The sequence below is a fragment of the Nocardioides sp. REDSEA-S30_B4 genome (genome assembly GCF_001627265.1).
Taxonomy (GTDB): domain Bacteria; phylum Actinomycetota; class Actinomycetes; order Propionibacteriales; family Nocardioidaceae; genus Nocardioides.
The window spans coordinates 20,951-47,489 of the sequence record NZ_LUPI01000033.1 but is presented as its reverse complement, the minus strand read 5'-3'; the positions used below and the strand labels follow the sequence as shown (position 1 = coordinate 47,489).

23 protein-coding genes and 2 pseudogenes are annotated in these 26,539 nt (G+C 69.9%); 16 read left to right on the top strand and 9 right to left on the bottom strand.

All coding sequences use genetic code 11. The annotated features are described in order from the left end of the window. The 8 genes from sucB to A6R01_RS08720 all read left to right on the top strand — a co-directional run. Positions 1-1,111, top strand: a 1,111-nt coding sequence (gene sucB / locus A6R01_RS08755) for a 2-oxoglutarate dehydrogenase, E2 component, dihydrolipoamide succinyltransferase (protein ID WP_292605061.1), incomplete at its 5' end; no start/stop codon positions are given. A 243-nt stretch (positions 1,112-1,354) separates the two neighbouring features. Next, positions 1,355-4,906: an ABC transporter ATP-binding protein gene (locus tag A6R01_RS08750; RefSeq protein ID WP_292605060.1), complete on the top strand. Its 3,552-nt coding sequence runs from the start codon at positions 1,355-1,357 to the stop codon at positions 4,904-4,906. Between the two features lie 54 nt (positions 4,907-4,960). Then, positions 4,961-5,869 carry a TIGR01777 family oxidoreductase gene (locus tag A6R01_RS08745; RefSeq protein WP_292605059.1) on the top strand — a complete coding sequence of 303 codons (909 nt, stop codon included), beginning with the start codon at positions 4,961-4,963 and terminating at the stop codon, positions 5,867-5,869. A 22-nt stretch (positions 5,870-5,891) separates the two neighbouring features. Continuing rightward, positions 5,892-6,629 (top strand): lipoyl(octanoyl) transferase LipB, encoded by a 738-nt coding sequence (gene lipB, locus A6R01_RS08740; protein WP_292605058.1) that lies wholly within the window; start codon positions 5,892-5,894, stop codon positions 6,627-6,629. A 12-nt stretch (positions 6,630-6,641) separates the two neighbouring features. After that, positions 6,642-7,589, top strand: a complete 948-nt coding sequence (locus tag A6R01_RS08735; protein ID WP_292605057.1) for an ABC transporter ATP-binding protein — start codon at positions 6,642-6,644, stop codon at positions 7,587-7,589. After that, entirely contained in the window at positions 7,586-8,557 is a 972-nt protein-coding gene (locus A6R01_RS08730; RefSeq protein ID WP_292605056.1) for a hypothetical protein, read from the top strand. Before A6R01_RS08735 ends, A6R01_RS08730 begins: the two co-directional genes overlap by 4 nt. A gap of 66 nt (positions 8,558-8,623) precedes the next feature. Then, positions 8,624-9,565, top strand: coding sequence for a lipoyl synthase (gene lipA, locus A6R01_RS08725; RefSeq protein WP_292605055.1), 942 nt, complete (start codon positions 8,624-8,626; stop codon positions 9,563-9,565). 41 nt (positions 9,566-9,606) lie between these two features. After that, complete coding sequence (locus A6R01_RS08720) at positions 9,607-10,323, top strand: DUF4191 domain-containing protein (RefSeq protein WP_292605054.1); 717 nt, start codon at positions 9,607-9,609, stop codon at positions 10,321-10,323. A gap of 50 nt (positions 10,324-10,373) precedes the next feature. On the opposite strand, the gene A6R01_RS08715 is transcribed toward A6R01_RS08720, so the two are convergent. Together A6R01_RS08715 and A6R01_RS08710 are read right to left on the bottom strand one after the other, a co-directional pair. Further along, positions 10,374-11,237 (bottom strand): DUF6612 family protein, encoded by an 864-nt coding sequence (locus tag A6R01_RS08715; RefSeq protein WP_292605053.1) that lies wholly within the window; start codon positions 11,235-11,237, stop codon positions 10,374-10,376. A gap of 16 nt (positions 11,238-11,253) precedes the next feature. Next, positions 11,254-11,682 (bottom strand): RDD family protein, encoded by a 429-nt coding sequence (locus A6R01_RS08710; protein WP_292605052.1) that lies wholly within the window; start codon positions 11,680-11,682, stop codon positions 11,254-11,256. A gap of 197 nt (positions 11,683-11,879) precedes the next feature. On the opposite strand from A6R01_RS08710, the gene glnA reads away from it, so the two are divergent. Continuing rightward, positions 11,880-13,298 carry a type I glutamate--ammonia ligase gene (gene glnA, locus A6R01_RS08705; RefSeq protein WP_292605051.1) on the top strand — a complete coding sequence of 473 codons (1,419 nt, stop codon included), beginning with the start codon at positions 11,880-11,882 and terminating at the stop codon, positions 13,296-13,298. 18 nt (positions 13,299-13,316) lie between these two features. On the opposite strand, the gene A6R01_RS08700 is transcribed toward glnA, so the two are convergent. Both A6R01_RS08700 and A6R01_RS08695 read right to left on the bottom strand, forming a co-directional pair. Further along, positions 13,317-13,631 (bottom strand): hypothetical protein, encoded by a 315-nt coding sequence (locus A6R01_RS08700; protein WP_292605050.1) that lies wholly within the window; start codon positions 13,629-13,631, stop codon positions 13,317-13,319. Positions 13,632-13,770: 139 nt separating this feature from the next. Beyond that, positions 13,771-14,913, bottom strand: a pseudogene (locus tag A6R01_RS08695) (IS256 family transposase); the annotation flags it as partial. Between the two features lie 27 nt (positions 14,914-14,940). Here A6R01_RS08695 and A6R01_RS18270 point away from each other — a divergent pair. Both A6R01_RS18270 and A6R01_RS08690 read left to right on the top strand, forming a co-directional pair. Beyond that, a pseudogene (locus tag A6R01_RS18270) lies at positions 14,941-15,222 on the top strand (helix-turn-helix domain-containing protein); the annotation flags it as partial. Further along, a complete protein-coding gene (locus tag A6R01_RS08690; protein WP_292605049.1) occupies positions 15,182-16,099 on the top strand; it encodes an IS30 family transposase in 918 nt (305 codons plus the stop codon). The pseudogene A6R01_RS18270 and the gene A6R01_RS08690, both read left to right, overlap by 41 nt. Before the next feature lie 33 nt (positions 16,100-16,132). Here the strand turns inward: A6R01_RS08690 and A6R01_RS08685 are convergent, their stop codons facing one another. After that, positions 16,133-16,759: a TetR family transcriptional regulator gene (locus A6R01_RS08685; RefSeq protein ID WP_234411075.1), complete on the bottom strand. Its 627-nt coding sequence runs from the start codon at positions 16,757-16,759 to the stop codon at positions 16,133-16,135. Between the two features lie 122 nt (positions 16,760-16,881). Between A6R01_RS08685 and A6R01_RS08680 the strand changes: the two genes are divergently transcribed. Both A6R01_RS08680 and A6R01_RS08675 read left to right on the top strand, forming a co-directional pair. Further along, complete coding sequence (locus A6R01_RS08680; protein ID WP_292605048.1) at positions 16,882-17,958, top strand: BtrH N-terminal domain-containing protein; 1,077 nt, start codon at positions 16,882-16,884, stop codon at positions 17,956-17,958. Next, the gene (locus tag A6R01_RS08675) at positions 17,958-18,629 is read left to right on the top strand and encodes a transglutaminase family protein (protein WP_292605047.1); all 672 of its coding nucleotides are present in this window, start codon (positions 17,958-17,960) and stop codon (positions 18,627-18,629) included. The genes A6R01_RS08680 and A6R01_RS08675 overlap by 1 nt, the downstream gene beginning before the upstream one ends. A gap of 9 nt (positions 18,630-18,638) precedes the next feature. On the opposite strand, the gene A6R01_RS08670 is transcribed toward A6R01_RS08675, so the two are convergent. Continuing rightward, complete coding sequence (locus A6R01_RS08670) at positions 18,639-19,346, bottom strand: 1-acyl-sn-glycerol-3-phosphate acyltransferase (RefSeq protein WP_292605046.1); 708 nt, start codon at positions 19,344-19,346, stop codon at positions 18,639-18,641. Positions 19,347-19,504: 158 nt separating this feature from the next. Between A6R01_RS08670 and A6R01_RS08665 the strand changes: the two genes are divergently transcribed. After that, positions 19,505-20,017, top strand: coding sequence for a PaaI family thioesterase (locus A6R01_RS08665; RefSeq protein WP_292605045.1), 513 nt, complete (start codon positions 19,505-19,507; stop codon positions 20,015-20,017). A 1-nt stretch (position 20,018) separates the two neighbouring features. On the opposite strand, the gene A6R01_RS08660 is transcribed toward A6R01_RS08665, so the two are convergent. Continuing rightward, on the bottom strand, positions 20,019-20,696 hold the full coding sequence (locus tag A6R01_RS08660) for a TetR/AcrR family transcriptional regulator (protein ID WP_292605044.1): 678 nt from the start codon (positions 20,694-20,696) through the stop codon (positions 20,019-20,021). A 137-nt stretch (positions 20,697-20,833) separates the two neighbouring features. On the opposite strand from A6R01_RS08660, the gene A6R01_RS08655 reads away from it, so the two are divergent. Together A6R01_RS08655 and A6R01_RS08650 are read left to right on the top strand one after the other, a co-directional pair. Beyond that, positions 20,834-21,979: an acyl-CoA dehydrogenase family protein gene (locus A6R01_RS08655; RefSeq protein ID WP_292605043.1), complete on the top strand. Its 1,146-nt coding sequence runs from the start codon at positions 20,834-20,836 to the stop codon at positions 21,977-21,979. Between the two features lie 388 nt (positions 21,980-22,367). Beyond that, on the top strand, positions 22,368-24,062 hold the full coding sequence (locus A6R01_RS08650) for a GMC family oxidoreductase (RefSeq protein WP_292605042.1): 1,695 nt from the start codon (positions 22,368-22,370) through the stop codon (positions 24,060-24,062). A gap of 82 nt (positions 24,063-24,144) precedes the next feature. On the opposite strand, the gene A6R01_RS08645 is transcribed toward A6R01_RS08650, so the two are convergent. Then, positions 24,145-24,972 (bottom strand): SDR family oxidoreductase, encoded by an 828-nt coding sequence (locus A6R01_RS08645; protein ID WP_292605041.1) that lies wholly within the window; start codon positions 24,970-24,972, stop codon positions 24,145-24,147. A 14-nt stretch (positions 24,973-24,986) separates the two neighbouring features. Next, positions 24,987-26,495 carry an aldehyde dehydrogenase family protein gene (locus tag A6R01_RS08640; RefSeq protein WP_292605040.1) on the bottom strand — a complete coding sequence of 503 codons (1,509 nt, stop codon included), beginning with the start codon at positions 26,493-26,495 and terminating at the stop codon, positions 24,987-24,989. Between the last annotated feature and the right edge of the window lie 44 nt (positions 26,496-26,539).

Here is a 26,539-nt window from a genome sequence, read left to right as displayed (position 1 = left end):
CCCGCCGTGGGAGGATTCGGGCATGGCGCTCTCCCGCAAGTTCATGATGGACGGCGAACAGGTCGTCACCACGACGCGCACCCACGTCAAGGTCCTGTTCGTCCCGCTGGTCATCCTGCTCGCCGTCGCGTTCGCGGGCAGCTTCCTCGCGGCCAGGGCGGGCGGCTCCGGCGACGGCCCCGGCTACGTCACGCCGCTGGTGCGCAAGCTGGCCGGTCAGCACGGGGTGGACCTGTCCACCGTCGAGGGCACCGGTGTCGGTGGCCGCATCCGCAAGCAGGACGTGCTCGCCGCCGCGGAGGCCGCCAAGCAGCCCGCCGCGCCCGCCGCGTCGGCGCCTGCCAGCAGCCCCTCCGCCCCGGCCGCCACCGGCGTGCCGGTGCCGGTGAACCCCTCGCCGCTGCGGGGCACCACCGAGAAGATGTCGCGCCTGCGCAAGATCATCGCGACCCGGATGAACGAGTCGCTGGCGACCTCGGCGCAGCTGACCCAGGTCGTGGAGGTCGACGTCACCAACGTCGCCCGCCTCCGCGACGCCGCCAAGGCGGACTTCCTGGCCCGCGAGGGCGTGAAGCTGTCCTTCCTGCCGTTCTTCGCCAAGGCGGCCGTCGACGCGCTGAAGCAGCACCCCAAGCTCAACGCGACCATCGACGACGAGGCGGGCGAGGTCACCTTCCACGACCACGAGCACGTCGCGTTCGCCGTCGACACCGACAAGGGCCTGCTGACCCCCGTGGTCAAGGACGCCGGCGACCTGTCGATCTCGGGCCTGGCCAAGAAGATCGCCGACGTCGCGGCCCGCACCCGGACCAACAAGATCGGTCCCGACGAGCTGTCCGGCGGCACCTTCACGATCACCAACCTCGGCAGCGTCGGGGCGCTCTTCGACACCCCGATCATCAACCAGCCGCAGGTCGCCATCCTCGGCCCCGGTGCCGTGGTGAAGCGTCCCGTGGTGATCGACGACCCGAACCTCGGCGAGACCATCGCCGTGCGGCACATGGTCTACCTCGCGCTGACCTACGACCACCGCCTGGTCGACGGTGCCGACGCCGGTCGGTTCCTCCAGGAGGTCAAGCAGCGCCTGGAGTCGGGCAGCTTCGAGGTCTGAGCCTGCTCGGAGCTTGCTCCGAGCAACGCGAAGAGGTCGAGCGAGCGCTACGCCTGAGCCTGCGAAGGCGTGACGCGCGGGTCGAGACCCAGTCGCCGACCTCAGCACCAGCGCCACCACGACGGCCCGTCCGGGGAGACCCGGGCGGGCCGTCGTGCGTCCCGGGGTCTCGACCGGCGGGGCCGTGACCGGACCGTAATCAAGGAGCGAAATGTCGGTCCGTCGTCGTAGGTTCGACCCACCGTGACCAGCACCGTCTCGCCGCCCACCCCGCGGCCCACCCAGCCCGTCCTGCCCACCACCGACCACCGCCAGCCGATCGACTGGCGCCGTCTCCGGGGGCCGGTCGCTGCGGCCTGCGTGCTCGGCGCCTTCGTGGCCGCGATCGGCACCAGCCTGGGCACCGTCGTGGCCGGTCGTCTGGCCGACGGGCCCACCACCGGGCTGCTCGGTCTGCTGGCCCTGTGCGTGGTCGGCGGCGCCCTGGTGGACACCGTGGCGCGCACGGTGTGGGCCGGCGTGGTCGACCGGGCCGAGGGCCGGCTGCGCGGCGACCTGCTGGACGCCGCGATGGCGCAGCCGCTCGCCGAGCTCAGCGAGCAGGCGGTCGGCGAGATCCTCGACCGCGTCGACGACGACACCCACGAGGTCGGCAGCCTGCTGCGCCAGAGCGTCTGGATGGCGATGCGCACCCTGCTGGCCTCCGGGCCGCTGTGGCTGGTCGCCGGCCTCACGTGGGCCCCGGCCTTCGTGCTCTTCCCCGTCACCGCCGTCGTCACCTTCTGGTTCGTGAAGTCGCGGCTCCCGGAGATCTCGCGGCGCAAGGTCATCGAGGAGATGGCCTGGACCGACCACGCCGCGGCGATGGAGGAGGGCGTGGCCGCCCGCGACGACCTGCGCACCAGCCTGGGCCAGTCCTACGTCGTACGCCGCTGCACCGAGCTCGCCTCGACGCTGCACCAGCGCTTCGACGAGGTGCTGGCGATGGAGAGCAGCGTCAGCCGCCGCACCGGCACCCTGCTGCACGCCATGCTGGCCGCCATCGGGCTGGCGGGCGTCGCCCTGGTGATCGACGGGCGTCTCTCGACCGGAGCGCTCATCACACTGTTCCTGGTCACCACCCAGTTCGTCGGCCAGGTCGACCAGCTGGCCCGGCACCTCCCTGATCTGCAGGCCGGGTTCGGAGCGGTGCTGCGGCTGCGCACGCTGCTCGGCGCCGTGCCCGAGCCGGCCGGTGGCGTGCCGATGCCCGACCGGGTCCCGGAGGTGCGCTTCCGCGACCTGCACTTCTCCTACGGCACCGGCAGCTTCGCCCTCGAGGGCGTCGAGCTGACCATCGAGCCCGGCACGACCTGCGCCTTCGTGGGCCGCACCGGTTCGGGCAAGTCGACCCTGGCCTCGCTGGTCTCCCGCGCCGTGGAGCCGCAGCGCGGCACCGTGCTCATCGACGGCACCGACGTGCTGGAGCTCGACCTGCAGCAGTTGCGCGCGTCCGTCGGCGTGGTCACCCAGCGCACCGAGATCCTCGCCGGTACCCTCGTGGAGAACATCGCGCTCTTCGGCGACCTCCCCCGGGCTCGCGTCGAGGCCGCGGTCGCCGAGCTGGCGCTCACCGACTGGGTGGCCGGTCTGCCCGACGGCCTCGACACGCTCCTGGGCCCCGGCGGGCTGACCCTGTCGGCCGGTGAGGAGCAGCTGGTCGCGTTCGCACGGCTGCTGGTCCGCGACGTCCACGTGGTCGTGCTCGACGAGGCCACCGCCCGGATGGACCCGGTCACCGAGGCGCGCGTGGTGCGCGCGGCCGACCGGCTGCTGACCGGTCGCACCGGCCTCCTGGTCGCCCACCGGCTCTCCACCACCGAGCGGGCCGACCGCATCGTGGTGATGGACCACGGCCGGGTGGTCCAGCAGGGGCCGCGTGCCGAGCTCGCCGCTCGGCCCGGTCCGTTCCGCAGCCTGCTGGACGCCAGCGACTCGACCGACCGGATGTCGACCCCGCAGCTGCCGGAGCTGCCGGAGTCCTCGCCGCACTCCTCCCTCGACTCCCACGTCACAGGCATCGGCAGCGCGCGCCGGATCGGCCCTCCCCCGCCGCCGCCGGCCCTGCGCCCGATCCCGAGCCTGGCGCGCGGCACCTGGAACGCGCTGCGCATCGAGCCCCGCTGGGGCTTCGTCGCCATCTGGCTCTTCCTGCTCTCCGCGCTCACCGGCGCCTTCGGCGCGGTGACCGGGTGGCTGTGGGGCCTGGTCGTCTCCGACCTGCAGCAGGGCCGCTCCCCCTGGCTGCTCACCATCGCCCTGGTCGTCTCGATCCTGGTCAGCCCGCTGCTGCTGGCCTCGGCCATCCGGCGCTACCCGCGGTGGTGGGTCGCGGTGATGATCCGGGTCCGCGCCGCCGTGCTGCAGGGCCAGACCGAGCAACGCCGACTGCACCGCACGCCCCCGGGCGAGGTCGTGGCCCGCGCCATGGACGCCGACCGGTTCGCCCGCTACGCCGACCGCTGGGTCGACTTCGTCAACGGCCTGCTCATCGCCGTGGTCACCGCGCTCATCGCGCGCAGCCTGGTCGCAGGAGGCATCCTGCTGCTGGTCATGGGCATCTCCGCGCTGGCGTCCTCGCTCGGGCGTCGGGTGGCGGGCCGCTCGGCCGCCGCCTCCTCCGCCGCACGGGCCCGCTTCGGCCGCTCGCTGGTCTCCACGCTGGAGTCGGTGCGCACCGTGAAGCTGGCCGCGGCCACCCCGGACGTGCACCGTCACCTGCGCCAGGTCGACGGCGGACGGGTCGACGCGGCCGTGCGCGAGCACCGTGTCCAGGCGCTGCTCGACGGCGTCCCGATCGTGATGGTGCAGGCCGGCGTCGTCGCCGCCTGGGCGATCTTCGTCGGCGGCGGATGGGGCCTGGCCACCGCGCTGCTGGTCGCCAACGCGGTCAGCGGGTTCGACTGGTTCGGCCGCGTCGCGGGCTCGGTGGTCACCGAGGCCCCCGGCACCAAGGCGTGGATGCGTGCGACCAGCGAGCTCGCCGGCGGCGGCGACCTGATGAAGCTGGCCCCCGGGGTCGACCTGGTCCACGGCCACTCCCCCGCGCCGGCGCCGACCGACCGGGAACCGCTGCGCCAGATCAGCCTGCGCGGGTTCACCGCGCTCCACGACGACGGCACGCTGGGCGCCGAGGAGGTCGACCTGACGGTCGAGGGTGGAGAGCTGGTCCTGCTGCTGGGCCAGGTCGGCTCGGGCAAGTCCTCGCTGCTCGCCGCGATGGCCGGGCTGATCGGCAGCACCGGCGAGCTGCGGTGGAACGACCGAGTCGTCACCGACCCCGAGGTCGAGCTGCGCCCGGGTCGGGTCGCCCACGTCGCGCAGGTCCCCCGGGTGCTCTCGGGGACCTTCCGCGGCAACGTCGCCCTCGACCACCCCGACCGTCGGGTCGAGCCCGCGGTCGAGGCCTCCCGTCTCGGTCCCGACGTCGCCGAGGCCGGTGGCATCGACGCGCTCGTCGGTCACCGGGGCGTCCGGCTCTCCGGCGGGCAGGTCCAGCGGCTCGCGCTGGCCCGTGCCCTGGCCTGCGACGCCGAGCTGCTGCTGGCCGACGACGTGTCGTCCGCCCTCGACGCCGCCACCGAGATCGAGCTGTGGGAGACCCTGCGCGAGCGGGGGGCCACCGTCATCGGCGCGACCTCCAAGGGCGCGGCCCTGGCCCGCGCCGACCGGGTCGTGGTGCTCACCGACGGTCGGGTCGCCGACTCCGGCCCCTGGTCGGAGCTGGCCGCCCGCTGGTCGCACCTGGCGGGCTGAGCGACTGCCGTGAAGGACCTGGCCGGGTGAGAGCCACCCTGGCAGGCTGATGGCATGTCACTGCACGTCGTCGTCGCCGGCTCGTCGGGGTTCCTCGGCACCCACCTGACCGCTGCCCTGCAGCGTCAGGGGCACCGGGTCACCTGCCTGGTGCGCCGCCCGGCCGAGCACGAGGGTGAGTCGACGTGGGACCCGTACTCCGACGTCTACGACCGCGAGGTCATCGAGTCCGCCGACGTCGTGGTCAACCTCGCGGGCGCTCCGCTGGTCGGCAACGTGCACTCCAAGCGCTGGGCGCAGGACGTGCTGGAGAGCCGGGTGACGACGACCCGGCTGCTGGCACGGGCGATCGCCGAGAGCGAGCGGCCGGCGGCGTACCTCGCGGGCAACGGGATCGCGATCTACGGCTCGCAGGGCAACACCGTGCTGACCGAGACCTCCCCGAGCACCGGCGACGCGCTGCTCACCACCGTCACCCGCCAGTGGGAGGAGGCGACGACCCCGGCCCGCGAGGCCGGGGCCCGCGTGGTCGTGCTCCGCACCTCGCCCGTGATGGACCGTCGCAGCGCCCCGCTCGGTCCGCTCACGCTGCTGTTCAAGAGCGGCCTGGGCGGCAAGCTGGGCAACGGCGCCCAGCACATGCCGATGATCTCGCTGCGCGACTGGGTCGGGGCCGTCCTGCACCTGACCGTCGACGACGACGCCCACGGCCCGGTCAACCTGTGCTGCGTCGACACCCCGACCAACGCCGAGTTCACCCGCACGCTCGCCTCGGCCGTGCACCGCCCGGCGTTCGCGCGGGTCCCGGCCAAGGTGCTCGAGGTCGCGGCCGGCCCGATGGCCCCCGAGCTGCTCGGGTCGGTCAACGCCCGCCCGCAGGCGCTGCTCGACCAGGGCTTCGTCTTCCGCGACCCCGACGTGCGGGCGGTCGTGCAGGCGGGACTGCAGCGGCTGGACCCGTAGCCGTCGGGCGTAGGCTCGCGCCATGACCGCCTTCGAGATCGTCGGGCTCGGCGAGCAGGCCGTGGACTACCTCGCGGCGTGGGAGCACCAGCGCGAGGTGCACGCCCGCGTGGTCGACGGCGCACCCGACACCGTGCTGCTGCTCGAGCACCCGCCCACCTTCACTGCGGGCAAGCGCACCGATCCTCACGAGCGCCCGGCCGACCCCGGCGGCGCCCCGGTCATCGACGTCGACCGCGGCGGCAAGATCACCTTCCACGGCCCGGGCCAGGTCGTGGCCTACCCGATCGTCCGGCTCCCCCAGCACGTGCTGGTCGTCGACTTCGTGCGACGCATGGAGGAGGCGATGATCGCCACCTGCGCGGCGTACGGCGTCGAGACCGCCCGCGTCCCGGGACGCAGCGGGGTGTGGCTGCGGGCGACGCCCGAGCGGCCCGAGCGCAAGATCGGTGCGATCGGCATCCGCGTCTCGCGCGGGGTGACGATGCACGGCATCGCCTTGAACTGCGACGTCGACATGAGCTGGTACGAACGGTTCGTCCCCTGCGGCATCAGCGACGCCGGCGTCACCTCGCTGTCCGCCGAGCTCGGACGCGACGTGCCGGTCACCGAGGTGCTCCCCGTCCTGCAGCGGGAGCTCGAGCGGATGCTGCGGTGGGAGGACTACACCCCCACCCCCGACTACGAGCCCCGTCCCGAGCCGGGTCGCGCCGCCGCCGGCGGCCCGCGCGTCGAGGTCCTCAGCCGCCCGGGAGCGTGAGATCGTCCCGAGGTGAGCACCACCTCGAGACCGGTCGTCGAGACCAGCGGCCTGCGCAAGGAGTACCCCACCCGTCGCGGCACCCGCGTCGCGGTGGCCGGCCTGGACCTCTCCGTCGAGGCCGGCGGGGTGCACGGCTTCCTGGGTCCCAACGGCTCCGGCAAGACCACCACCATCCGCATGCTGCTCGGGCTGGCGCGGGCGACGTCGGGCACGATGCGGCTCTTCAGCGAGCCCGTGCCGGAGCGGCTGCCGCAAGTCGTCGGGCGCGTGGGGGCGGTCGTCGAGTCGCCGAAGTTCTCGCCCAACATCTCCGGGCGTCGCAACCTGCTGCTGCTGTCCCGCTCGATCGGCGCCCCTGACACCCGGGTGGATGCGGCGATCGAGACGGTCGGGCTCACCGGTCGTGACGGCGACCGCTACAAGACCTACTCCTTGGGCATGAAGCAGCGCCTGGCCATCGCGGCGACGCTGCTCAAGGACCCCGCCCTGCTGATCCTCGACGAGCCGACCAACGGCCTGGACCCCGCCGGCATCCGCGAGGTCCGCGACACGATCCGCGCGCTCGGCGAGGCGGGCACGACCGTGCTGCTGAGCTCGCACATCCTGGCGGAGGTCCAGCAGGTGTGCACCGCGGCCACGATCATCGGGCACGGGAAGGTCCTGGCCTCGGGCCGCGTGGACCAGCTGCTCGGCGCCGCCACGAGCCACCGGCTCCGGTGCACCGACGCCGCCGCGGCCGCCGGAGTGCTGCGCACCGCCGGCCTCACCGTCCACCTCGAGGACGACGCGGACCACGCGCACGGCGCCGTGCTGGCGGTGGAGACCGACGACCCCGCCGCCATCACCCGCCTGCTCGCCGCCCGCGACATCTGGGTCAGCGAGCTGGTCCCCTCGCGCCAGGACCTGGAGTCCTACTTCCTCTCCCTCACCGCCGACGACGAGGAGGCGGGCCGATGAGGGGCCTGCTGGTCGAGCTCACCCGTCTGCGGTGGCGCCGGGCCGTCCTGCTGCTGCTCGTGGCCGTCGTGGTGCTGCCGGCGCTGCTCCTCGCCACCACCGCCTGGAACACCCGCCCGATGAGCGACGCCGAGATCGACTCGCTGCTCTCGGAGCGCTACGCGCAGCGCGAGGTCGCCCTCTGCGAACGACGACCGGAGCAGTACGTCGACTACTCCGGCGAGGCGGTCGAGCCGGAGGGGTGCCGCGAGATGATCGCCGGCTGGTACGGCGGACGGCAGACGCTCCGGCCCGCGCAGGAGCTCGACGGGACCGTCCTGGCCGCCGGCACGCTGGTGCTCGCGCTGGTGCTGCTGCTGGGCACGACCTTCGTGGGACACGACTGGAACACCGGGTCGATGAGCAACCAGCTGCTCTTCGAGCCACGCCGTGGACGCGTGTGGGCGACGAAGGCCGCAGCCGTGACCGTGACCTGCCTGCTGCTGGGGACGGCCGTGCTGTCGGCGTACTGGTGGGGCGTCACGACGCTGGCCTCCGTGCGCGACGTCGCGGTGGCCGAAGGCGTGGTCGGCGACGGCTACGAGCAGGCGCTGCGCACCGGCGTCCTGGCCGGGGCCACGGCGCTGGGCGGCTACGCGCTGACCATGCTGTTCCGCAGCACCGTCGCGACCGTGGGCGTGCTCTTCGGTCTGGCGGTCGCCAGTGGTGCACTGCTGGGCATCGTGGGGCAGACCACCCAGCGCTGGACTCCCCCGCTGAACGTGATGGCGGTGATGCAGGGGCAGGTCACCTACTACGACGAGTCCGCGATCGCCCCGGAGTGCCGGTTCGGCACCGCCGGGCCCGCGGACGACTGCGACCCCGAGCGCACCCTCACCGCCGGTGACGGCGGCCTCTACCTCGGCTCGGCGCTGCTGCTGGTCTGCGGCGCCTCGGTCGTCTCCTTCCGGCGTCGCGACGTCCCCTGACGGGGGGCCCCGCGCAGGCGCCCTCGATTGGGGGGTGACCTGGACCACCGGCGTACAGTCGAGCCCGTGGCACAGGCACCGGCACCCGATGGCAGGAAGCTCCTCCGACTGGAGGTCCGCAACGCGGAGACCCCGATCGAGCGCAAGCCGGAGTGGATCAAGACGCGGGCCACGATGGGCCCGCAGTACAAGGAGCTCCAGAGCCTGGTGAAGGGCGAGGGCCTGCACACCGTGTGCCAGGAGGCCGGCTGCCCCAACATCTTCGAGTGCTGGGAGGACCGCGAGGCCACCTTCCTCATCGGCGGCGAGCAGTGCACGCGGCGCTGCGACTTCTGCCAGATCGACACCGGCAAGCCCGAGCCGCTGGACCGCGACGAGCCGCGCCGCGTGGCCGAGTCCGTGCGGACGATGGGGCTGCGCTACTCCACCATCACCGGCGTCGCCCGCGACGACCTCGAGGACGGCGGCGCCTGGCTGTACGCCGAGACCGTGCGCCAGATCCACCAGCTCAACCCCGAGACCGGCGTCGAGAACCTCATTCCCGACTTCAACGGCAAGCCCGACCTGCTGGCCGAGGTCTTCGAGTCACGCCCCGAGGTGCTGGCGCACAACGTCGAGACCGTGCCGCGCATCTTCAAGCGCATCCGCCCGGCCTTCCGCTACGAGCGCTCCCTGGACGTCATCACCCAGGCGCGCGACTTCGGCCTGGTGACCAAGTCCAACCTGATCCTCGGGATGGGCGAGACCCGCGAGGAGGTCAGCCAGGCGCTGCGCGACCTGCACGAGGCCGGCTGCGAGCTGATCACCATCACCCAATACCTCCGCCCCTCGGTGCGCCACCACCCCGTGGAGCGGTGGGTGAAGCCCGAGGAGTTCGTGGAGCTCAAGGACGAGGCCGACGAGATCGGTTTCTCCGGCGTGATGTCCGGCCCGCTGGTCCGTTCGTCCTACCGCGCCGGTCGGCTGTACCGTCAGGCGATGGACGCGCGCCAGGGTGCGTCCGCCTGACCCGTTCAGGCCCCCACGAACAGACGAGGCTTGCCCCACCGATGGCCAAGAGCGACACCCCCGCCACCCCCGGTGCCATGAACCGCCGCCAGCAGATCGCGGAGACCTACCGGATCACCAAGCGCACCTACCCGCGCATCGGTCTGGTCCTCCTCGGCACCCTCCTGCTCGCCGGTGCCATCGGCTTCACGCTCTTCAAGATCCTGCCCGGCAGCGGCGTCATCGAGTGGATCCTCTCGGTCGTCGGCGGTCTGCTCCTCGGCACGCTCGCGGTCCTCATCGTCTTCAGCCGCAAGGCCCAGACGGCGGCGTACTCCCAGATGGAGGGTCAGCCAGGTGCGGCCGCCGCGGCCCTCAACGTGCTCAAGCGCGGCTGGAAGGTCGACCCCGCCGTCGGCTTCACCAAGCAGCAGGACGTCGTGCACCGCGTCGTCGGTCCTCCCGGCATCGTGCTCGTCGGTGAGGGTCAGCCCAGCCGGGTGCGCACCCTGATGGCCTCCGAGCGCCGCAAGCACGAGCGCGTGGCCTCGGACGTGCCGATCCACGAGGTCGTGTGTGGCCGCGGCGAGGGCGAGGTGCCGCTGCCGAAGCTGATGCGCCACCTGCAGAAGATGAAGCGCCAGCTGCGTCCCGCCGACATGACCGACGTGCTCAACCGCATCAAGGCGCTCGACGCCACCCGCGGAACGCTGCCGCTGCCCAAGGGTCCGATCCCGACCAGCATGAAGGGCATGCGCGGCCAGATGCGCGGGCGCTGACCGGCTTCGTTGGTCGAGCCGACCGCTTCGTTGGTCGAGCCTGTCGAGACCTAGTTGCCCATCATCCCGTCCATGTCGGACATGTCGGACATGTCGGTGACCTGGCTCGCCGGCGGTGCTTCGATGTCGACGTCGGTGCCCCAGTCCTCGAAGCGCATCAGCACCTCGCCGGCGACCGCACCCATGTCGACCTCCATCAGGCGGAACAGCCCTTCGTCGGTGAGCCACAGCTCGTAGGTGATGGTCTCGGGCAGCTGGCCGGCGACGTCGGCGGCGCCCTCCATCTGCTCGAGCATCGCGGTGGAGTCGACGACGGCGGTGTAGTGGTCGAGGGTCTCGCCCTCGACCTCCTCCTGCCCGACGTACGTCGCCGTCTGCAGGCCCTCCTCCATCACCTCGGCCTGCGCGCGCGGGTCGAGCTGGCCGGTGAAGGAGCCGCCGACGGGGTTGTCGGGGTCGTCGAGGTCGAGCTTGAGGAACTTGTCGCTCATCACCGCGAGCTTCATGTACATCGCGTTGTCGACGACGATGATCTCCATGTCGCCGGTGCCGCCCATGCCCGACATCTCCATGCGCATCGAGACCGGGTCGCTGGTGTAGTCGGCCTGGCCGGTGACGTCGATGTCCTGGCCGCCAGCGGTCATGGACATCACCAGGTCGGCGGTGGTGGCCTTCTCGAAGGCGGAGATCATCAGCGCGCTGAGCTCCTCGGCGCTGATCTCCTCGCCCTCGGCGACGTCGGGCAGCTCGCCGTCGGAGTCACCGGCGTCGCCGGAGTCACCGGCGTCGCCGGAGTCGCCGGTCCCGGAGCCGACGCTCGCGTCCGTCGACGCGGAGGTGTCGTCCTCGCAGGCGGTGAGCGCCGCGAGGCCGAGCGGCAGGGTCAGGGCCAGGGCGGCGAGTCGGGTGCGCATGACCCGAGCCTACGACTCACTGCCCCCGGGCGGTCTGCAGTGTCACGCAGACGGTGCCCGAGGCGAGGTCGTGCAGACCGCGCCCGTCGGGCTTGAAGACCAGCGGCGGGATCACCAGCGCCACCAGCACCTGGCGGAGCACGGCGGGCAGCAGGTCGACCGGGCGGGCGTCGCCGGTGACCCGGACGACCCGCAACCGGGTGGCCACCTGGCCGAAGGACCCGCCGATGGTGGCGGTGAGCAGCGCGGACTCCAGGACGAACACACCGAGGACGACGAACCCCGAGGCCGAGCCGGCGTCGGCGCCGTACACCGGGGTGAACAGGCCGACCACCAGCAGGCAGGCGAACCAGTCCACGGCCAGCGCGACCATCCGACGCGGCCAGGACGCCGCCTCTGGCACGACCGGGGACTGCGCCGAGGACGGGCGCGGGGAGCTGCTCACGGCGTACACCCTAGGAGCCGCCTCGAGGGGGCCCCGCTTCCGGACAGGCTGTTACGTCGGCGAAACACTTCCGATACGGTCGAGAAACCTCACCCCTCCTAGGGTGGGGGCGCAAGTCTGAGGCAATGTCGCCGAGGGCTGACCACTCTTCACCGATCGGCCGGCTGCCCCGTGCTGGGACGGCCTCAGGAGGACGAATGTTCCAGAGCTTCGAGGAGCTCCTCAAGTACGTGAAGGACGAGGGTGTCGAGATGATCGACATCCGCTTCTGCGACCTTCCCGGCATCATGCAGCACTTCACGGTCCCGGTGTCCTCGTTCGACGAGTCGGTCGCCACGGACGGTCTGGCCTTCGACGGGTCCTCGATCCGCGGCTTCCAGGCGATCAACGAGTCCGACATGGCTCTGTTCCCGGACCCGACGACGGCCTACATCGACCCGTTCCGTCGTGCGAAGACCCTCGCGCTGAACTTCTTCATCCACGACCCGATCTCGGGCGAGGCCTACTCCCGCGACCCGCGCAACATCGCGCGCAAGGCGCTGGCCTACCTCTCGACCACGGGCATCGCCGACACGGCGTTCTTCGCCCCCGAGGCCGAGTTCTACATCTTCGACTCGGTGCGCTACTCCACCGGCCCCAACGAGGGGTACTTCCACATCGACTCCGAGGAGGGGTGGTGGAACTCCGGCAAGGAGGGCGACAACCGCGGCTACAAGACCCGCTTCAAGGGCGGCTACTTCCCCGTCGCGCCGTACGACCACTACGGCGACCTGCGTGACGACATGGTCAAGAACCTCGAGGACGTCGGCCTGCTCGTCGAGCGCGCCCACCACGAGGTCGGCACCGCCGGCCAGGCGGAGATCAACTACAAGTTCGACACGCTGCTCAAGGCCGCGGACGACGTGATGAAGTTCAAGTACATCATCAAGAACACCGCGTGGGAGGCCGGCAAGTCGGTCACCTTCATGCCGAAGCCGATCTTCGGTGACAACGGCTCGGGCATGCACGTCCACCAGTCCCTGTGGAAGGACGGCGACCCGCTGTTCTACTCCGAGACCGGGTACGGCGGCCTCTCAGACACCGCCCGCTGGTACATCGGCGGCATCCTCAAGCACGCCCCGGCGCTGCTGGCCTTCACCAACCCGACGGTGAACTCCTACCACCGCCTGGTGCCCGGCTACGAGGCGCCGATCTCGCTGGTCTACTCCTCGCGCAACCGCTCGGCCTCGGTCCGCATCCCGATCACCGGGTCGAACCCCAAGGCCAAGCGCGTCGAGACCCGCTTCCCGGACCCGTCGGCGAACCCCTACCTCGCCTTCGCGGCCCTGATGCTCGCCGGTGTCGACGGCATCAAGAACAAGATCGAGCCCGCCGCTCCGATCGACAAGGACATCTACGAGCTCCCGCCGGACGAGATGGCCGAGATCGAGCAGGTGCCGACCAGCCTCGGTGCCGTGCTCGACGCCCTCGAGGCCGACCACGACTTCCTCACCGTGGGGAACGTCTTCACGCCCGACCTGATCGAGACCTGGATCAGCTACAAGCGTGAGCACGAGATCGCCCCCGTGCAGCTGCGCCCGCACCCGCACGAGTTCGAGCTCTACTACGACATCTAACCGGGCCTCCGGCTGCGGTCATTCAGCAACGCCGAACGACCGCAAAGAACAGCCGCTGACCTGCACAAACGCCGCCGAGCGACCTTTTGGTCGTTCGGCGGCGTTTGCTGTTGGTAGCCGCTCTTCTGTTACAAATTCGGTACAAATTTCGGGAGCCCCATCCCCTGCCACACGGTCCGCAGGGACCTTTCCTGTTAGGTCGCAACCCGTGTCGGTTGCCCCACCCACCAGCCTGGCATCGCACAGCTCGGCGACCACCGCGGCGATGCCCGAGTCATCTTGCTGCCACATCATCTCCATCGACGTGATCGCTCCCACGCCGCCGTCGGACATAGGTGCCCGTAGACCAACTGTCCGTCAACGCCGCGAGGAGGGGCTTGATGATGGCAACGAACTCGAACGTGCCGGCTATGGAACCAGGAGTCTTGACTGAGCCCCGCGGGGTGGTGGGCTTTGAGGTGATCCTCGGTGCCTACGCGTCGCTGCTCTCGATGGCGGCGACGGAGTCAGTATCGCTGGTGTCGTAGAGCTTGGCCATGGACCCCTCGGACAGGTAGCGGCGGTCACCGGCGATCCACTCGTCGTGCATGTCGATCAGCACCGCTCCGACGAGCCGGATGACCGCGGCGGCGTTGGGGAAGATGCCCACGACCCGGGAGCGGCGCTTGATCTCCTTGTTGATCCGCTCGAGGGGGTTAGTGGACCAGATCTTGCGCCAGTGCTCGCGCGGAAACGCAGTGAACGCCAGCACCTCGGCCTTCGCATCGTCCATCAGGGGACCGAGCTTGGGGAACCGGGCGGCGAGCTCGTCGCGGGTCTTGTCCCACGCCGCGTGGACGTCCTCGGCGGTGGGCTGGGCGAAGATCATCCGGAACGCGGTGGCCACGAGCTCGGCCTGGACCTTGGGGACGTGCGCGAGGAGGTTACGCGCGAAGTGGACCCGGCACCTCTGGTGCGCGACACCCTGGAACGCCCTATTCAGGGCTGCGACGAGGCCGGAGTGCTGGTCGCTGATGACGAGCTGCACACCGGCCAGGCCGCGTTGCTTGAGGCTGAGCAGGAAGCTGCGCCAGAAGACCTCGTCCTCGCTGTCGCCGACGTCGAGGCCGAGGATCTCCCGCTCCCCGGTGGCGGTGACGCCGGTGGCGACGACGACGGCCATCGACACGACCTGCCCGCCCTTGCCTGGGGCGTTGCGGACGTGGAGGTAGGTCGCATCCAGGTAGATGTAGGGGAACTCGACGTGGTCCAGCGTGCGAGTGCGGAACGCGCCGACGGTCTCGTCCGGGCCCGCGCAGATCCGCGACACCTCCGACTTCGAGACCCCGGTGCCGCCCATCGCTTCGACCAGGTCGTCGACGCTGCGGGTCGAGATGCCGTGGACGTAGGCCTCCATCACCACCGCGTAGAGCGCCTGGTCGATGCGGCGGCGAGGCTGGAGGATGATCGGGAAGAACGACCCCTTGCGCAGCTTGGGGATTCGCAGCTCGACGTCGCCGGCCTTGGTGGTCAGCATCCGGGGCCGGTGGCCGTTGCGCTCGGTGACACGGTCCTCGGTGCGCTCATACGGTGCGGCACCAATGCGTTCGGTGGCCTCGAGCTCGATGAGCTCCTGGGGCTGATCGCTGAAGGCGTGGCCTACATGGAAGCCAACCGCCGGTTGGGGGTGTCGTTCGGTCCTGGGCTGCGGTGGTGGGCGAAGTTCGCTCCCGTGGACTTTCCCAAAGAGCTGTTCAACACCGGTCGCACCGGAGGACTACGCGGGTGCCCAGCGCCGCCGACGCCAGGCACTGCGGGGCCCGGTGGCCGTCGGCCGTTGAGTGAGGCCGATCGCGCGGTGATGGCGGTGTGCCGGGCCAGGGGCATGTCGCTGCGCGAGATCGGTGTCCTGGTCGGTCGCCACCACTCGGTGGTCGGGCGCGAGCTGGCCCGCAACGCCGGCCCGGCCGGGCACTACCACCACAAGGTCGCCCACCGTTCGGCTCACGAACGTCGACGGCGCCCGAAGGCCTTCAAGCTCGCCGGCAACCCGCGGTTGTGCACCGCGATCGAGGGGTGGCTCGGCGGACGGGTGGTCACCGCAGCTGATCGCCACGGTGCTGCGCCACGAGCCCGGGCGACCGAAGATGGAGCGCGTGTGCCACAAGACGATCTACCAGGCGCTCTACGTCCAGGGCCGCGGTGGTCTGCGTCGTGAGCTGGCCAAACAGCTCTCGACCGGCCGCATCCAACGCAAGCCCCGCGGCACCGTCGATGGGCGCGGGAAGCTGTACCGCGAGGCGTTCACGATCGCTGAGCGCCCCGCCATTGTGGAGGACCGTGCGGTCCCGGGTCACTGGGAAGGCGACCTGGTCGTGGGGACCGCCAACGGATCTGCGGTCGGGACCCTGGTCGAGCGCACCACCCGGTTCGTGATGCTGCTGCACATACCCGGTCGCCACGACGCCGACTCCGTGGCCGAGGCGATGATCAAGCAGATGGGAAAGCTGCCCGAACAGCTGCGGCAGTCGCTGACCTGGGACCGCGGAGTCGAGATGGCCCGCTACCGCGACATCACCCTCAAGCTCGACATGCCGATCTACTTCTGCGACCCCCACTCGCCGTGGCAACGCGGATCGAACGAGAACACCAACCGGCTCCTGCGGCACTGGCTGACCAAAGGCACCGACCTGTCCCGGTTCACCGCCAAGGACCTCGACACCATCGCCGCCAAGCTCAACGCCCGACCCCGCCCTACCCTGGACCTGAAGACCCCAGCCCAAGCGCTGGCCGAACAGCTCGCCAACCCGGCAGCAGCATGAGCGTCGCTTAGACCGCTGGACACCGCCCAACCGTCACGTCGCGATTCCCTGCTCCGGCGTGATGGGAAGCCCGAGGCACCTGAGTCCCACCTCCGTGATCTTCCGGGCGGTGTCCGCCCGGGACCTGGTCGGTAGGGCGAGGTGGCTCACGGTGAGCCGCACCAGGGCTTCGGCGGCGTCAGACACCTCATCCGCCCGCAAACCGGCCACGTGAGAGGTGAGCCATCGGGCCAGGGAGCCGGAGGCGAGCTCCAACAGCTGCGCAGACGTGGTGAGGAGGGGGAGGATGCCCGTGGCGGGTGGTGGGGAATCGCGGTTGGAGATCAGGACCGCTCTGAGCAAGGGACTGTTCTCGGCTTCCTCCAGCACGAAGCCCACCGACGCCGCGAGGCCGCTTGAAGCGTCGGAGCCGTGATGCGCGAGCACGTTCTCGATGCCCTCGATGAATCGCGCCGCCTCCCTCAGGACGACGGCTTCTCCCAAACCGGGCTTGTCGCCGAACTCCTTGTACAGCAGTGCGCGCGAGACGCCGACCGCCTCGGCGATCTCGCCCATGCGCACCCGCTCCCAGCCCCGCTCAGCGATCAGGTCATGGGCAGTCTCCAGCACCGCTGCACGAACGTGCTCGCGGTAGCGCTCTCGCATGGAGGGGGACGACACGGTGGACAGAGTATCGACAATGTCCGACTTTGGACACGCGTTAGCTGGGCCGCGTGATGACATTCTCAGCGCGGTGCCTTAGGTTGAACAAAAGTCACTAGTTGTCTCCAGAAGGAAGCCTCATGGTCAACTCGAGCGACACCGAAGTGGTCGAGTACCCGCACCGACGCGGCGGGCACTGCGGCTCCGGAGCCATGCGGGACCTCCTGGAGTGGGCCGGACTCGGTTGGGAGGGCCCCCCTGACGAAGGCCTCGTCTTTGCCTTGAGCGGCGCCTTGGATCTCTCGTACGTCAGGGACGCGGCACTCATGCCGCCGGTGTACCTCGTCGGGCGGGGAGGCGACCTGGAGACGGACCTCCCGATGCGGCTGGGCGCCGAGGTCTCCGTGCATGCGACGGATGACCCACAGGAGGGCTGGGCGTGGGTGCGCGACGCCGTGCGCGAGGGCCGTCCCGCCTTGGTGTGGGCCGACATCGCGGAGCTTCCCTACCTCCGCGTACGCCTGCAGATGAGTCGCCACGACATCGTCGTCATCGGTTATGACGACGAGCAGCAGGTCGCGCACGTCGTCGACAACGACCGGGACGAGGTGCAGCTCGTGCCCTACTCGGCACTGGCCCGAGCCCGCTCCTCCCAGGGGTTCCCGGTCCCGACGCGTCACACCTACTTCGACATCGCCTGGCCCGACCGGCTGCCCGACCTGGCCGAGATCGCGCAGACGGCGTTCGCCCAGGCGGCGGAGGCGATGACCACCTCCACCGGCAGCTCTATCGTCACCGGGAGGGATTCGGCCGTCGGGGCCACCGGGCTGGCCGCCGTCGACCTCTTCGCCGAGGACCTCGCAGGATGGCCGGAGGTCTTCCCCGACGACATCCTGGACCTGGTCCTCCAAGCACTCAGCGCCTTCGTCGAGAAGGCCGGCACCGGCGGCGGGCTGTTTCGCCGACTGCTGTCCAGCGGCGCCGACGACATCGCGCGCCTGACCGGGGACGGGCGGGCGAACGAGGTTGCCGCCGCCGCGCACCTGTGCGCGGAGACATGGTCCCTGGTCGCATCGCTGGCCCGTCAGGACGGCCCAGCACGAGGGCGGGTGGAGCAGGCAGCTCGCGCGGCCGCCGTACTCCCCTCGCTCGAGCGGGACCTCGTCACCGCTCTCGAGATCGCAGGGGCGCGCCAGGACCTCCGGACCGGCGCCTGATGAGGGGCGAGCTCGACCCTCGGGAGGCCCTCGACCCGAGCCGGTTCGTCGACAGCAACCACCCCGAAGTCCGCGACTTCACCGAGTCCGTCGTGCGGGGTGTCCGCGATCCACGAGAGCGCATCGCGCTGCTGTTCGCGGCCGTACGCGACCGACTCCGATACGACCCCTACAGCGTCACCGCCGAGCCCCTGGACTACCACGCCAGCGCGATCCTCGACGGTGGCCCCACGTGGTGCGTGCCCAAGGCGGTGCTGCTCACCGCGAGCCTGCGCGCTGCGGGAATCCCGGCCGTACTCGGGTTCTCCGACGTGCGCAATCACCTCAACAGCGCGGCTCTGCTGGAGCTGATGGGCACCGATCTGTTCGTGTTCCACGGATGGAGCGCGGTGTATGTCGACGGCCAGTGGCGCAAGGGGTCGCCGGCCTTCAACTCCGAGCTGTGCCGTCGCTTTGGCGTACCCCCGTTGGAGTTCGACGGGTCGCGGGATGCGTTGCTCCACGCAGCCGACGGCGCCGGCCGACGTCACATGGAGTACGTCCGCGAACGAGGCATGTTCGCGGACCTGCCGTTCGACGAGCTCATGGCGACGCTGCTGGACACCTACGGTCCCGCCATGGTGCGCGGCTCCGACACCCCGCGCCCCCAGGATCCCCGCTTCCGGGCGTGAACGCCCAACTCACTGCGGCGGCGTGTCGGGTCCGCTCAGCTCGCACACCATCGCAGAGAGGGTGTCCTCGAGCCGCCGACGACCCACCTCGATGGCACGGGCCGACTCCAGGTCCCGCAGGTCGTCCAGCGGGACCGGAGGTCCGACGACTATGACGACACGCCGCCGCCACGCCCAGCGCAACTGCCAACTGTAGGCGGGCAGGATCTCCTGTGCCCCCCACTGGGCCACCGGCACGAGCGGTACCGATGCCTCCAGAGCGATCCGCACCGCCCCCGACTTCATCGTCATCGGCAGACCATCCTTCCGCTTGGTGATGGAACCCTCGGGGTACACCAAGAGGAGCCGCCCGTGGCGCGCCGCGCGGACCGCGTCGTCGTACCCCGCGCGGCCGGCGGCGCGGTCGACCGAGACGTGGCCGGCGGCACGGAACCACCTGCCCACGACCGGCTTGTTGAAGAGGCTGTCCTTGGCCAAGAACCGCGGCACCCGCCCCTCAGCCAGGACCATCTCCGCGACCAGCAACGGGTCGAGGTGCGAGACGTGGTTGGCGGCCAGCACCGCTCCGCCCACCCGGGGGATGCCCGCGACCCCGCGCCAGTCCGGGCGACGCAGCACCACCAGGACTGGCTTGCAGACCGCCACCGCCAGCCACCAAGCGAGGCCACGTCGGTCATTATGGATCGGGCGGCGCTGGAGGGTAGAGGTCGTTCGCATCTCAGCCATTGTAGACATCAATGGCCGTTTCGTCTCTCGCGAGGACAAACATGTAAGGATGTTTCGATGCCACTGTGGTTTTGGATTCCGAGGAGCCCCCGATGAGTGATGCGCTAGTAGGCGGTCACGACACCGAGCCCCCTACCCCGAGCCACGAGATGCGTCTCGACGAGGGCACGGCGTCGACGCTGGATGCATGGATCCGGTCCATGTCGCGGCCCGCACCGACGACGGTGGGCCGCCTGCCCTCCCACTCCCCCACCTGCGCGGGATGCGGCAAGGACAATCCCGCCGGACTCGCCCTAGAGGTCGACGCCACCGAGCACGGCGTGAGCGCGGTGCACCGCTTCGACGATCGCCAGGAGGGAGCACCGGGGATCACTCACGGCGGCCTGGTCGCCGCCGCCTTCGACGACCTGTTCGGATTCCTCCTCTACCGCGTCGGCGAGCTCGCCGTGACGAGGTCGCTGACCGTGGAGTACCTCCGTCCGGTGCTGCTGGGGGTGAGTTACGAGTTCACCGCGCATATCCGGGACCGGGCAGGACGGCGGCTCCACGTGAACGCTGCAGCCGCGGACGAGAGCGGCCGGCAGGTCGCGATAGCGCACGCCACGTTCGTCATCGTTGACGTCGAGCACTTCGAACAGGGCAGTCCCGCGAGGCGCTCCTGACTCACTCGCCGACGAAGGGCTCCAGCTCAACCGCCAGGTCGAGGTGGATGTCGTGGGCGGCTAAGGCGTCCTGCAGCACCAGGGTGACGTGGCGCGAGAGACGCCGCACCATCACGTCCAGGGTCTCGTCGCGCTGGTCGAGCCACCAGATGACCGTGGCGTCGACCATCCCCATCACGCCAACCAGGATGCCCTCAGGGAACGACTCGCCCCCCGATTTGGTGTACCCCCGTGCCGCGACGGCGATCTCGTCCAGCAGACGCGAACGACCCATCCGAGAGCGGTGCATGGTCCGGCTCTGCCCCCGAGCCGCCAGGAAGCGGTAGAGATGGGGGTGGGCGTCCGCCCAAGTCGCGCAGGCGCGCACCAGCCCCTCGACGACCTGTCCGGGCGTGCCCCGCCGAGCCAGGTGCGGGCGGACCCGCTGGATGAGGTCCTGCGCGGCAAGGCGGACCACCTCGTTATCGAGGTCCTCGCGGCTGGCGAAGTAGCGGTAGACATGCGGCCTCGGGATCCCAGCCCGCTCGGCGATCAGTGCCGTGCCCGCGTCCGCGCCCGTCTCGTCGACGACCTGCAGAGCAGCGTTGGCCACGTGACGCCGCCGGCGGTCGCGGACCTCATCATCGCGGGAAGACCGGCGCCGCACCGTCGAATCCACCCATCGCCCTACCTCGACCACAGACCGCAGCCTACGCCCGGGGCGCCGAGGGGCCGGACCTGACCAGGTCGGGCTGCGCTCAATGGGACACCTTGTACCCAGCACCATCGCCATGGTCGAATGGGTACATCCTGTACCCGATTCGCTGGAGGCTCCCCGTGATCACTCGCCGCTCCCCCTGGATGGACGACGACCTCGACGACGTCCGTGACCTTGCACGCACGTTCTGCGAGAAGGAGATCAAGCCACACATCGAGACCTTCATCGCCGACAAGCACGTCGACAGGCAACTGTGGAACAGCGCTGGTGACGTCGGTCTGCTCTGCCTGTCGATCCCCGAGGAGTACGGCGGCGGCGGTGGCACCTTCGCCCACGAGGCCATCTTGATCGAGGAGCAGGCACGGGTCGGCGACAGCTCTTGGGGAGCGTCCCTGCACAACGGGATCGTCGCCCACTACCTGCTCGCATACGGCACCGAGGAGCAGAAGCAGCACTGGCTGCCCAAGATGGCGTCCGGCGAGGTCGTCGGAGCGATCGCGATGACCGAGCCCGGGACCGGCTCGGACCTGCAGAACATCAAGACCAAGGCGGTGCGCGAGGGTGACGACTACCTTGTCAGCGGCTCAAAGACCTTCATCACCAACGGCTCGCAGGCCGACCTGGTGCTCACCGTGGTCAAGACCGATCCCGACGACCGCGCCGCCGGTATCTCGCTGATGCTCGTCCCCACCAGCGCGGAGGGTTTCTCCCGCGGTCGGGTGCTGGACAAGATCGGGATGAAGGGACAGGACACCTCGGAGCTCTTCTTCGACAACGTTCGTGTCCCGGTCACCAACCTGCTTGGCCTCACCGAGGGCCAGGGCTTCCTACAGCTCATGCAGCAGCTCCCCCAGGAGCGGCTGCTCGTAGGGGTCTCGAACGTCGCAGCCATGGAGTTCTGCCTGGCCGAGACGATGACCTACGTGCATGACCGGAGCGCCTTCGGTCGGCCGATCTGGGGGTTCCAGAACACGAAGTTCAAGATGGCGGAAGTTGCCACCGAGGCTCGCGTCGCACGGTCCTTCGTCGACGAGTGCATCCAGCTCCACCTCGCCGGGGGTCTGGACATCCCCACCGCTGCCATGGTGAAACTGTGGTGCTCGGAGCGGGCGCAGCGCGTCGCCGACACCTGCCTCCAGCTGCACGGCGGCTACGGGTACATGAACGAGTACCCGATCGCCCGCATCTGGGCCGACATGCGCGTCTCGCAGATCTACGCCGGCACCTCCGAGATCATGAAGGAGATCATCAGCCGGTCCCTGTGAGGACTGGCCCCGCTCCGGCGGCACCGCCGGAGCGGGAGCCGGCGGGCCGGGTGTTGTGCGCCGAGCCCCGCCGGGGGCCTCAGCGTTGGACGAGAGCACAAGACGCCGACTCCGCCGGCGTGACAGCCTCGACAGTCATCGTCTGAAAGGAGTGACATGAACCAGCGAGTCGACTTCTTCTACCGGGTGTGCCATCCGCGTCGCCGCTCCCCGCGTCGGGGGTGACCCACATGGGTCTTGCAGCCGTCGGCGCTTGCTGCCCGATCCCTTCGGCTTCACTCTGCTCTCGTAGGCGGAAGCCTTACTGCACGCAGATCCGTCAGATCGGCGGACCTTCCGCTCTCGTGCGCCGCTCATGTCGCCCCCTCACGAAAAGGTTCCACATCCCATGACCTCGACCCACTACGACGTGCTGATCATCGGCTCCGGCTTCGGCGGCTCGGTAACCGCCATGCGTTTGGCGGAGAAGGGATACCGCGTCGGGGTGCTCGAAGCGGGCAAGCGCTACGACACCGACGACCTGCCCGCCTCGTCTTGGGACACCCGTCGGTTCATCTGGGCGCCACGGCTCGGCTGCTTCGGCATTCAGCGTATCCACCTGCTGCGCGACGTCGTCATCTTGGCGGGCGCCGGAGTCGGTGGAGGGTCGCTCAACTACGCGAACACCCTTTACCAACCCCCTGCCCCGTTCTTCAACGATCCACAGTGGGCGCATATCACCGACTGGCACGCCGAGCTGGATCCGCACTACCGGACGGCACGGCAGATGCTGGGTGTCACGCAGAACCCCCACGTGACGCCTTCGGACGAGGTGCTACGCGAGGTCGCGCGCGACATGGGTGTGGAGCACACCTTCACGCTCACCCCCGTAGGCGTCTTCTTCGGAGAGCCCGGCAAAGAGGTGCCCGACCCGTTCTTCGGCGGGGCGGGGCCGCGCCGCACCGGCTGCACCCAGTGCGGGTCGTGCATGACCGGGTGCCGGGTCGGGGCGAAGAACACCCTGGACAAGAACTACCTGTACTTCGCGGAGAAGCTCGGGGCTGAACTACATCCCCTGACCACCGTGGTCGACGTGCGCCCGCGCAGGGGAAGCGGGTACGTCGTCGACGCCGTCCGCACCGGCAGGTCCGTGCGCCGGCGCCGCAACCGGCAGTCATTCACGGCCAACCAGGTCGTCTTCGCAGCGGGCACCTACAACACCCAAAAGCTGCTCCACCGACTCAAGGCCACTGGCTCCCTGCCGAACATCTCCGACCGGCTAGGCACGCTGACCCGCACCAACTCCGAATCAATCCTCGGGGCGAAGTCCCGCGATCCATCCAGCGACTTCACGCGTGGCGTGGCCATCACATCCTCGATCCACCCCGATGAGTTCACCCACATCGAGCCGGTTCGCTACGGCAAAGGCAGCAATGCCATGTCCCTGCTTCAGACCGCCCTCACCGATGGGGACGGCCGCGGCCCCCGGTGGTGGCGCTGGCTGCGAACGATCGCCACCCAGCCCTCGCACCTGACCTGGTTCAGTCCACGACGGTGGTCGGAGCGGACGGTGATCCTGCTGGTGATGCAGACGCTGGACAACTCCATCACGGTGCGGTCGAAGAGGAACCTCCTCGGTCGCCACACGATCACCTCGGGACCCGGCCACGGAGCACCCAACCCCACCTGGATCCCCGTGGGCAACGAGGCCACCCGTCGCGTCGCCGAAAAGATCAACGGCGTGGCCGGCGGATCCACGGGGGAGATCGCCAACATCCCGATGACCGCTCACTTCATCGGCGGGTGCGCCATCGGGGACACCCCGGACACGGGGGTCATCGACCCCTACCACCGCCTCTACGGCCACGACGGGATCTTCGTCGTCGACGGCTCCAGCATCTCGGCGAACCTGGGCGTCAACCCCTCGCTGACGATCACCGCGCAGGCTGAGCGGGCCGCCTCCTTGTGGCCCAATAGGGGCCAGCCGGACGAACGTCCCCCGCTGGGCGCCGACTACCAGCAGCTGTCCCCCATCAAGGCCGGGCGGCCGGCCTTCACTCACCCGGCAGCATCCCTCACCGAGGGAGACCAGAACCGGAGTTAGGCCGGGGGCTGGAGACGACCACGAGCGGCGTGGCTCGCGGTCGTCCCGGATGGCTGCGTGACGCGAGATTACGCCGGTGGCATCAGCTGCGACCGATCCGCTCCACGTAGGCCTGACGCGCCGCGGCATCTACGCGGTCGAGGAAGACGGTGTCGGTCCCGAGCATCGCCCCGAGCTGGGTTGCGACCCGGTCGGGAACGAACTTCATCGCCGCCACCATCGTCCCCGCGACACGTGTAACTCGCACGAAAGGTCGCGGGCGTTCGATGAGGTCGGCGGTAGCGCGCGCGATCTCCTGCGGCTCCGCGTTGCGCATGCCCTTCGCCCCGCTCGTCCCCGAGACCAGCTCAGTGTTGGTGAAGGTCGGACGCACCGTGGACAGCGTGATGCCCGACCTGCGGTACTCCTGCCGGGCGGCCTCTGTGAACCCGATGACTGCGAACTTGGTGCCACAGTAGGTCGCGAGCCCCGGGACCGGGAGCTCCCCGGCCAATGAGGCAGTATTGATGATGTGGCCGTGGCGCCGGGGCAGCATCCGCTGCAGGGCGATCTTGGTACCGAAGATGACTCCCAGCACGTTGATCTCCACCTGCCGACGGGTGACCTCGTCGGCCTCCTCGTGCACGTGCCCCGTCGGCATGACGCCCGCGTTGTTGATGAAGACGTCGACGGACCCCAGCGCCTCCTCGGTCACGTCGAGGAACGATTCGATGGACGCCGGGTCGGTCACATCAAGACGCACCGCGACGTCGAGGCCCAGCTCCTCGGCGGCCACCTTGAGCTGGCGCTCGTCGATGTCGCCGATAGCCACCCGGTGTCCGCGCCGGATGAGCTCTTCTGCGGTGTGGTAGCCGATTCCCCGGGCACCCCCGGTGATGGCGACCACTCGTCGCGCGTTCGTTGTCGTCATGGCTGCTGTTCCTTTCAAAGCCCGAGTCGCTGGCGCAGGCCACGGCCGGCGGCCAGGCGCAGCACTCGGGCGGCGATTGCCGTACGCCGTGCGGAGTACGGGTACCAGGTGAGTTCCTTAGTGGTCAGCGGGAACCTCGGCTCGGTGATGGCCTGGACCCGGCAGTACTTGCGCAGACCCTGCGCGCCGCCGAGGCGTGCTCCCAGGCCCGAGGACTTCCAGCCACTGTGGGGTAGCTCCACAGCGAAGAGGTTGCTGAAGACGTCGTTGATGTTGACTGCGCCGACCTCGAGCTGGCCGGCGATACGGCGACCGCGGGCGACGTCACGTGTCCACACGGTCGCCGAGAGCCCGTACTCGGAATCGTTGGCCAGGGCCACGGCCTCGGCCTCGTCGGAGACTCGCATGACAGGCAGCGTCGGCCCGAAGGTCTCCTCGGTCATGCACGTCATGTTGTGATCGACGTCGACGAGGAGCGTGGGAGCGAAGAAGTTCCCCTCCTTGCCCCTCGCCCCGCCCACGAGCACGCGTGCGCCGGACTGCTCGGCCTCCCGTACGTGCCGCTCGACCGTGTCGACCTGCCCGAGGGTCACCATGGCACCGACGTCGTCGCGGGCCCGAGACCCCTGCTTCAACGATTCGAGCGCCGCGGACACCTTCTCGACGAACCGGTCGTAGACCTCGTCCACTACGTAGACCCGCTCGACCGAGATGCAGACCTGACCGGAGTTGAAGATCCCGCCCCAGACGATCCCGTGTGCGGCCCGATCCAGGTCGGCGTCCTCGAGCACGATGGCTGCGTCCTTGCCTCCCAGCTCCAGGCTGACCGGCTTGAGCAGCTCGGCGCAACGCGTGGCCACCCGGCGGCCGGTCGACGTCGAGCCGGTGAACTGGACGAAGTCGACGGCCTCTACGACGGCTTCACCGGTCTCCCCTGCCCCGGCGACGTGTCGCAGGACCGGCGGGGCCCCGATCTCCTGCCACCCCTCGATGACGCGCGCGCAGGTCAGCGGGGTCATCTCCGAGGACTTGGTGAGCACCGCACACCCTGCTGCGAGCGCGGGCGCTGCGTCCATCAGGAACAGAGTGATCGGGAAGTTCCACGGGATGATCAGTCCGACCAACGGGTAGGGTCGATAACTGCGGGTCAATCGCTTCGGGAGGCTGAGCAACCCACCTGCCCCGACTCGTTCAGGGGCGAGGAACTCCTTGGCATGATCGGCGTAGAAGGAGATGAATTCGCACGAGCCGGTCGTCTCCACCAGGGCATCCGGGCGGACCTTGCCGGTCTCTGCGACGAGCAGGTCGGTGAGCTCGTCGGTGTGGTCGAGGATCCATCCGCGCCACTTGCGAAGCCACGAGGCGCGCGCCGCGGGACCGATGTCGTGCCACGCGACTTGTGCCTCACGCAGTTCCAGGGCCGCGGAGCGCACGCGGTCGCCGTCGACGATCGGAATCGATCGGAGTGCACGGCCGTCGGCGGGGCGGCGGATCTCCAGGGTGGAGACCGAAGGGGGGTTCATGAGCATTCCTCTAGGTCGGTGACGGTGTCTGGAAAGGCCTGGTT

Bases quoted from the DNA above. Each gene is read 5' to 3' on its own strand.
- A6R01_RS08680 (WP_292605048.1), top strand. From the start codon at position 16,882: ATGGTCAACTCGAGCGACACCGAAGTGGTCGAGTACCCGCACCGACGC.
- lipB (WP_292605058.1), top strand. From the start codon at position 5,892: ATGACCGCCTTCGAGATCGTCGGGCTCGGCGAGCAGGCCGTGGACTAC.
- A6R01_RS08730 (WP_292605056.1), top strand. From the start codon at position 7,586: ATGAGGGGCCTGCTGGTCGAGCTCACCCGTCTGCGGTGGCGCCGGGCC.
- A6R01_RS08640 (WP_292605040.1), bottom strand. From the start codon at position 26,495: ATGAACCCCCCTTCGGTCTCCACCCTGGAGATCCGCCGCCCCGCCGAC.
- A6R01_RS08665 (WP_292605045.1), top strand. From the start codon at position 19,505: ATGCGTCTCGACGAGGGCACGGCGTCGACGCTGGATGCATGGATCCGG.
- A6R01_RS08675 (WP_292605047.1), top strand. From the start codon at position 17,958: ATGAGGGGCGAGCTCGACCCTCGGGAGGCCCTCGACCCGAGCCGGTTC.
- A6R01_RS08645 (WP_292605041.1), bottom strand. From the start codon at position 24,972: ATGACGACAACGAACGCGCGACGAGTGGTCGCCATCACCGGGGGTGCC.
- A6R01_RS08700 (WP_292605050.1), bottom strand. From the start codon at position 13,631: ATGTCCGACGGCGGCGTGGGAGCGATCACGTCGATGGAGATGATGTGG.
- A6R01_RS08745 (WP_292605059.1), top strand. From the start codon at position 4,961: ATGTCACTGCACGTCGTCGTCGCCGGCTCGTCGGGGTTCCTCGGCACC.
- A6R01_RS08670 (WP_292605046.1), bottom strand. From the start codon at position 19,346: ATGCGAACGACCTCTACCCTCCAGCGCCGCCCGATCCATAATGACCGA.
- A6R01_RS08650 (WP_292605042.1), top strand. From the start codon at position 22,368: ATGACCTCGACCCACTACGACGTGCTGATCATCGGCTCCGGCTTCGGC.
- A6R01_RS08715 (WP_292605053.1), bottom strand. From the start codon at position 11,237: ATGCGCACCCGACTCGCCGCCCTGGCCCTGACCCTGCCGCTCGGCCTC.
- A6R01_RS08720 (WP_292605054.1), top strand. From the start codon at position 9,607: ATGGCCAAGAGCGACACCCCCGCCACCCCCGGTGCCATGAACCGCCGC.
- glnA (WP_292605051.1), top strand. From the start codon at position 11,880: ATGTTCCAGAGCTTCGAGGAGCTCCTCAAGTACGTGAAGGACGAGGGT.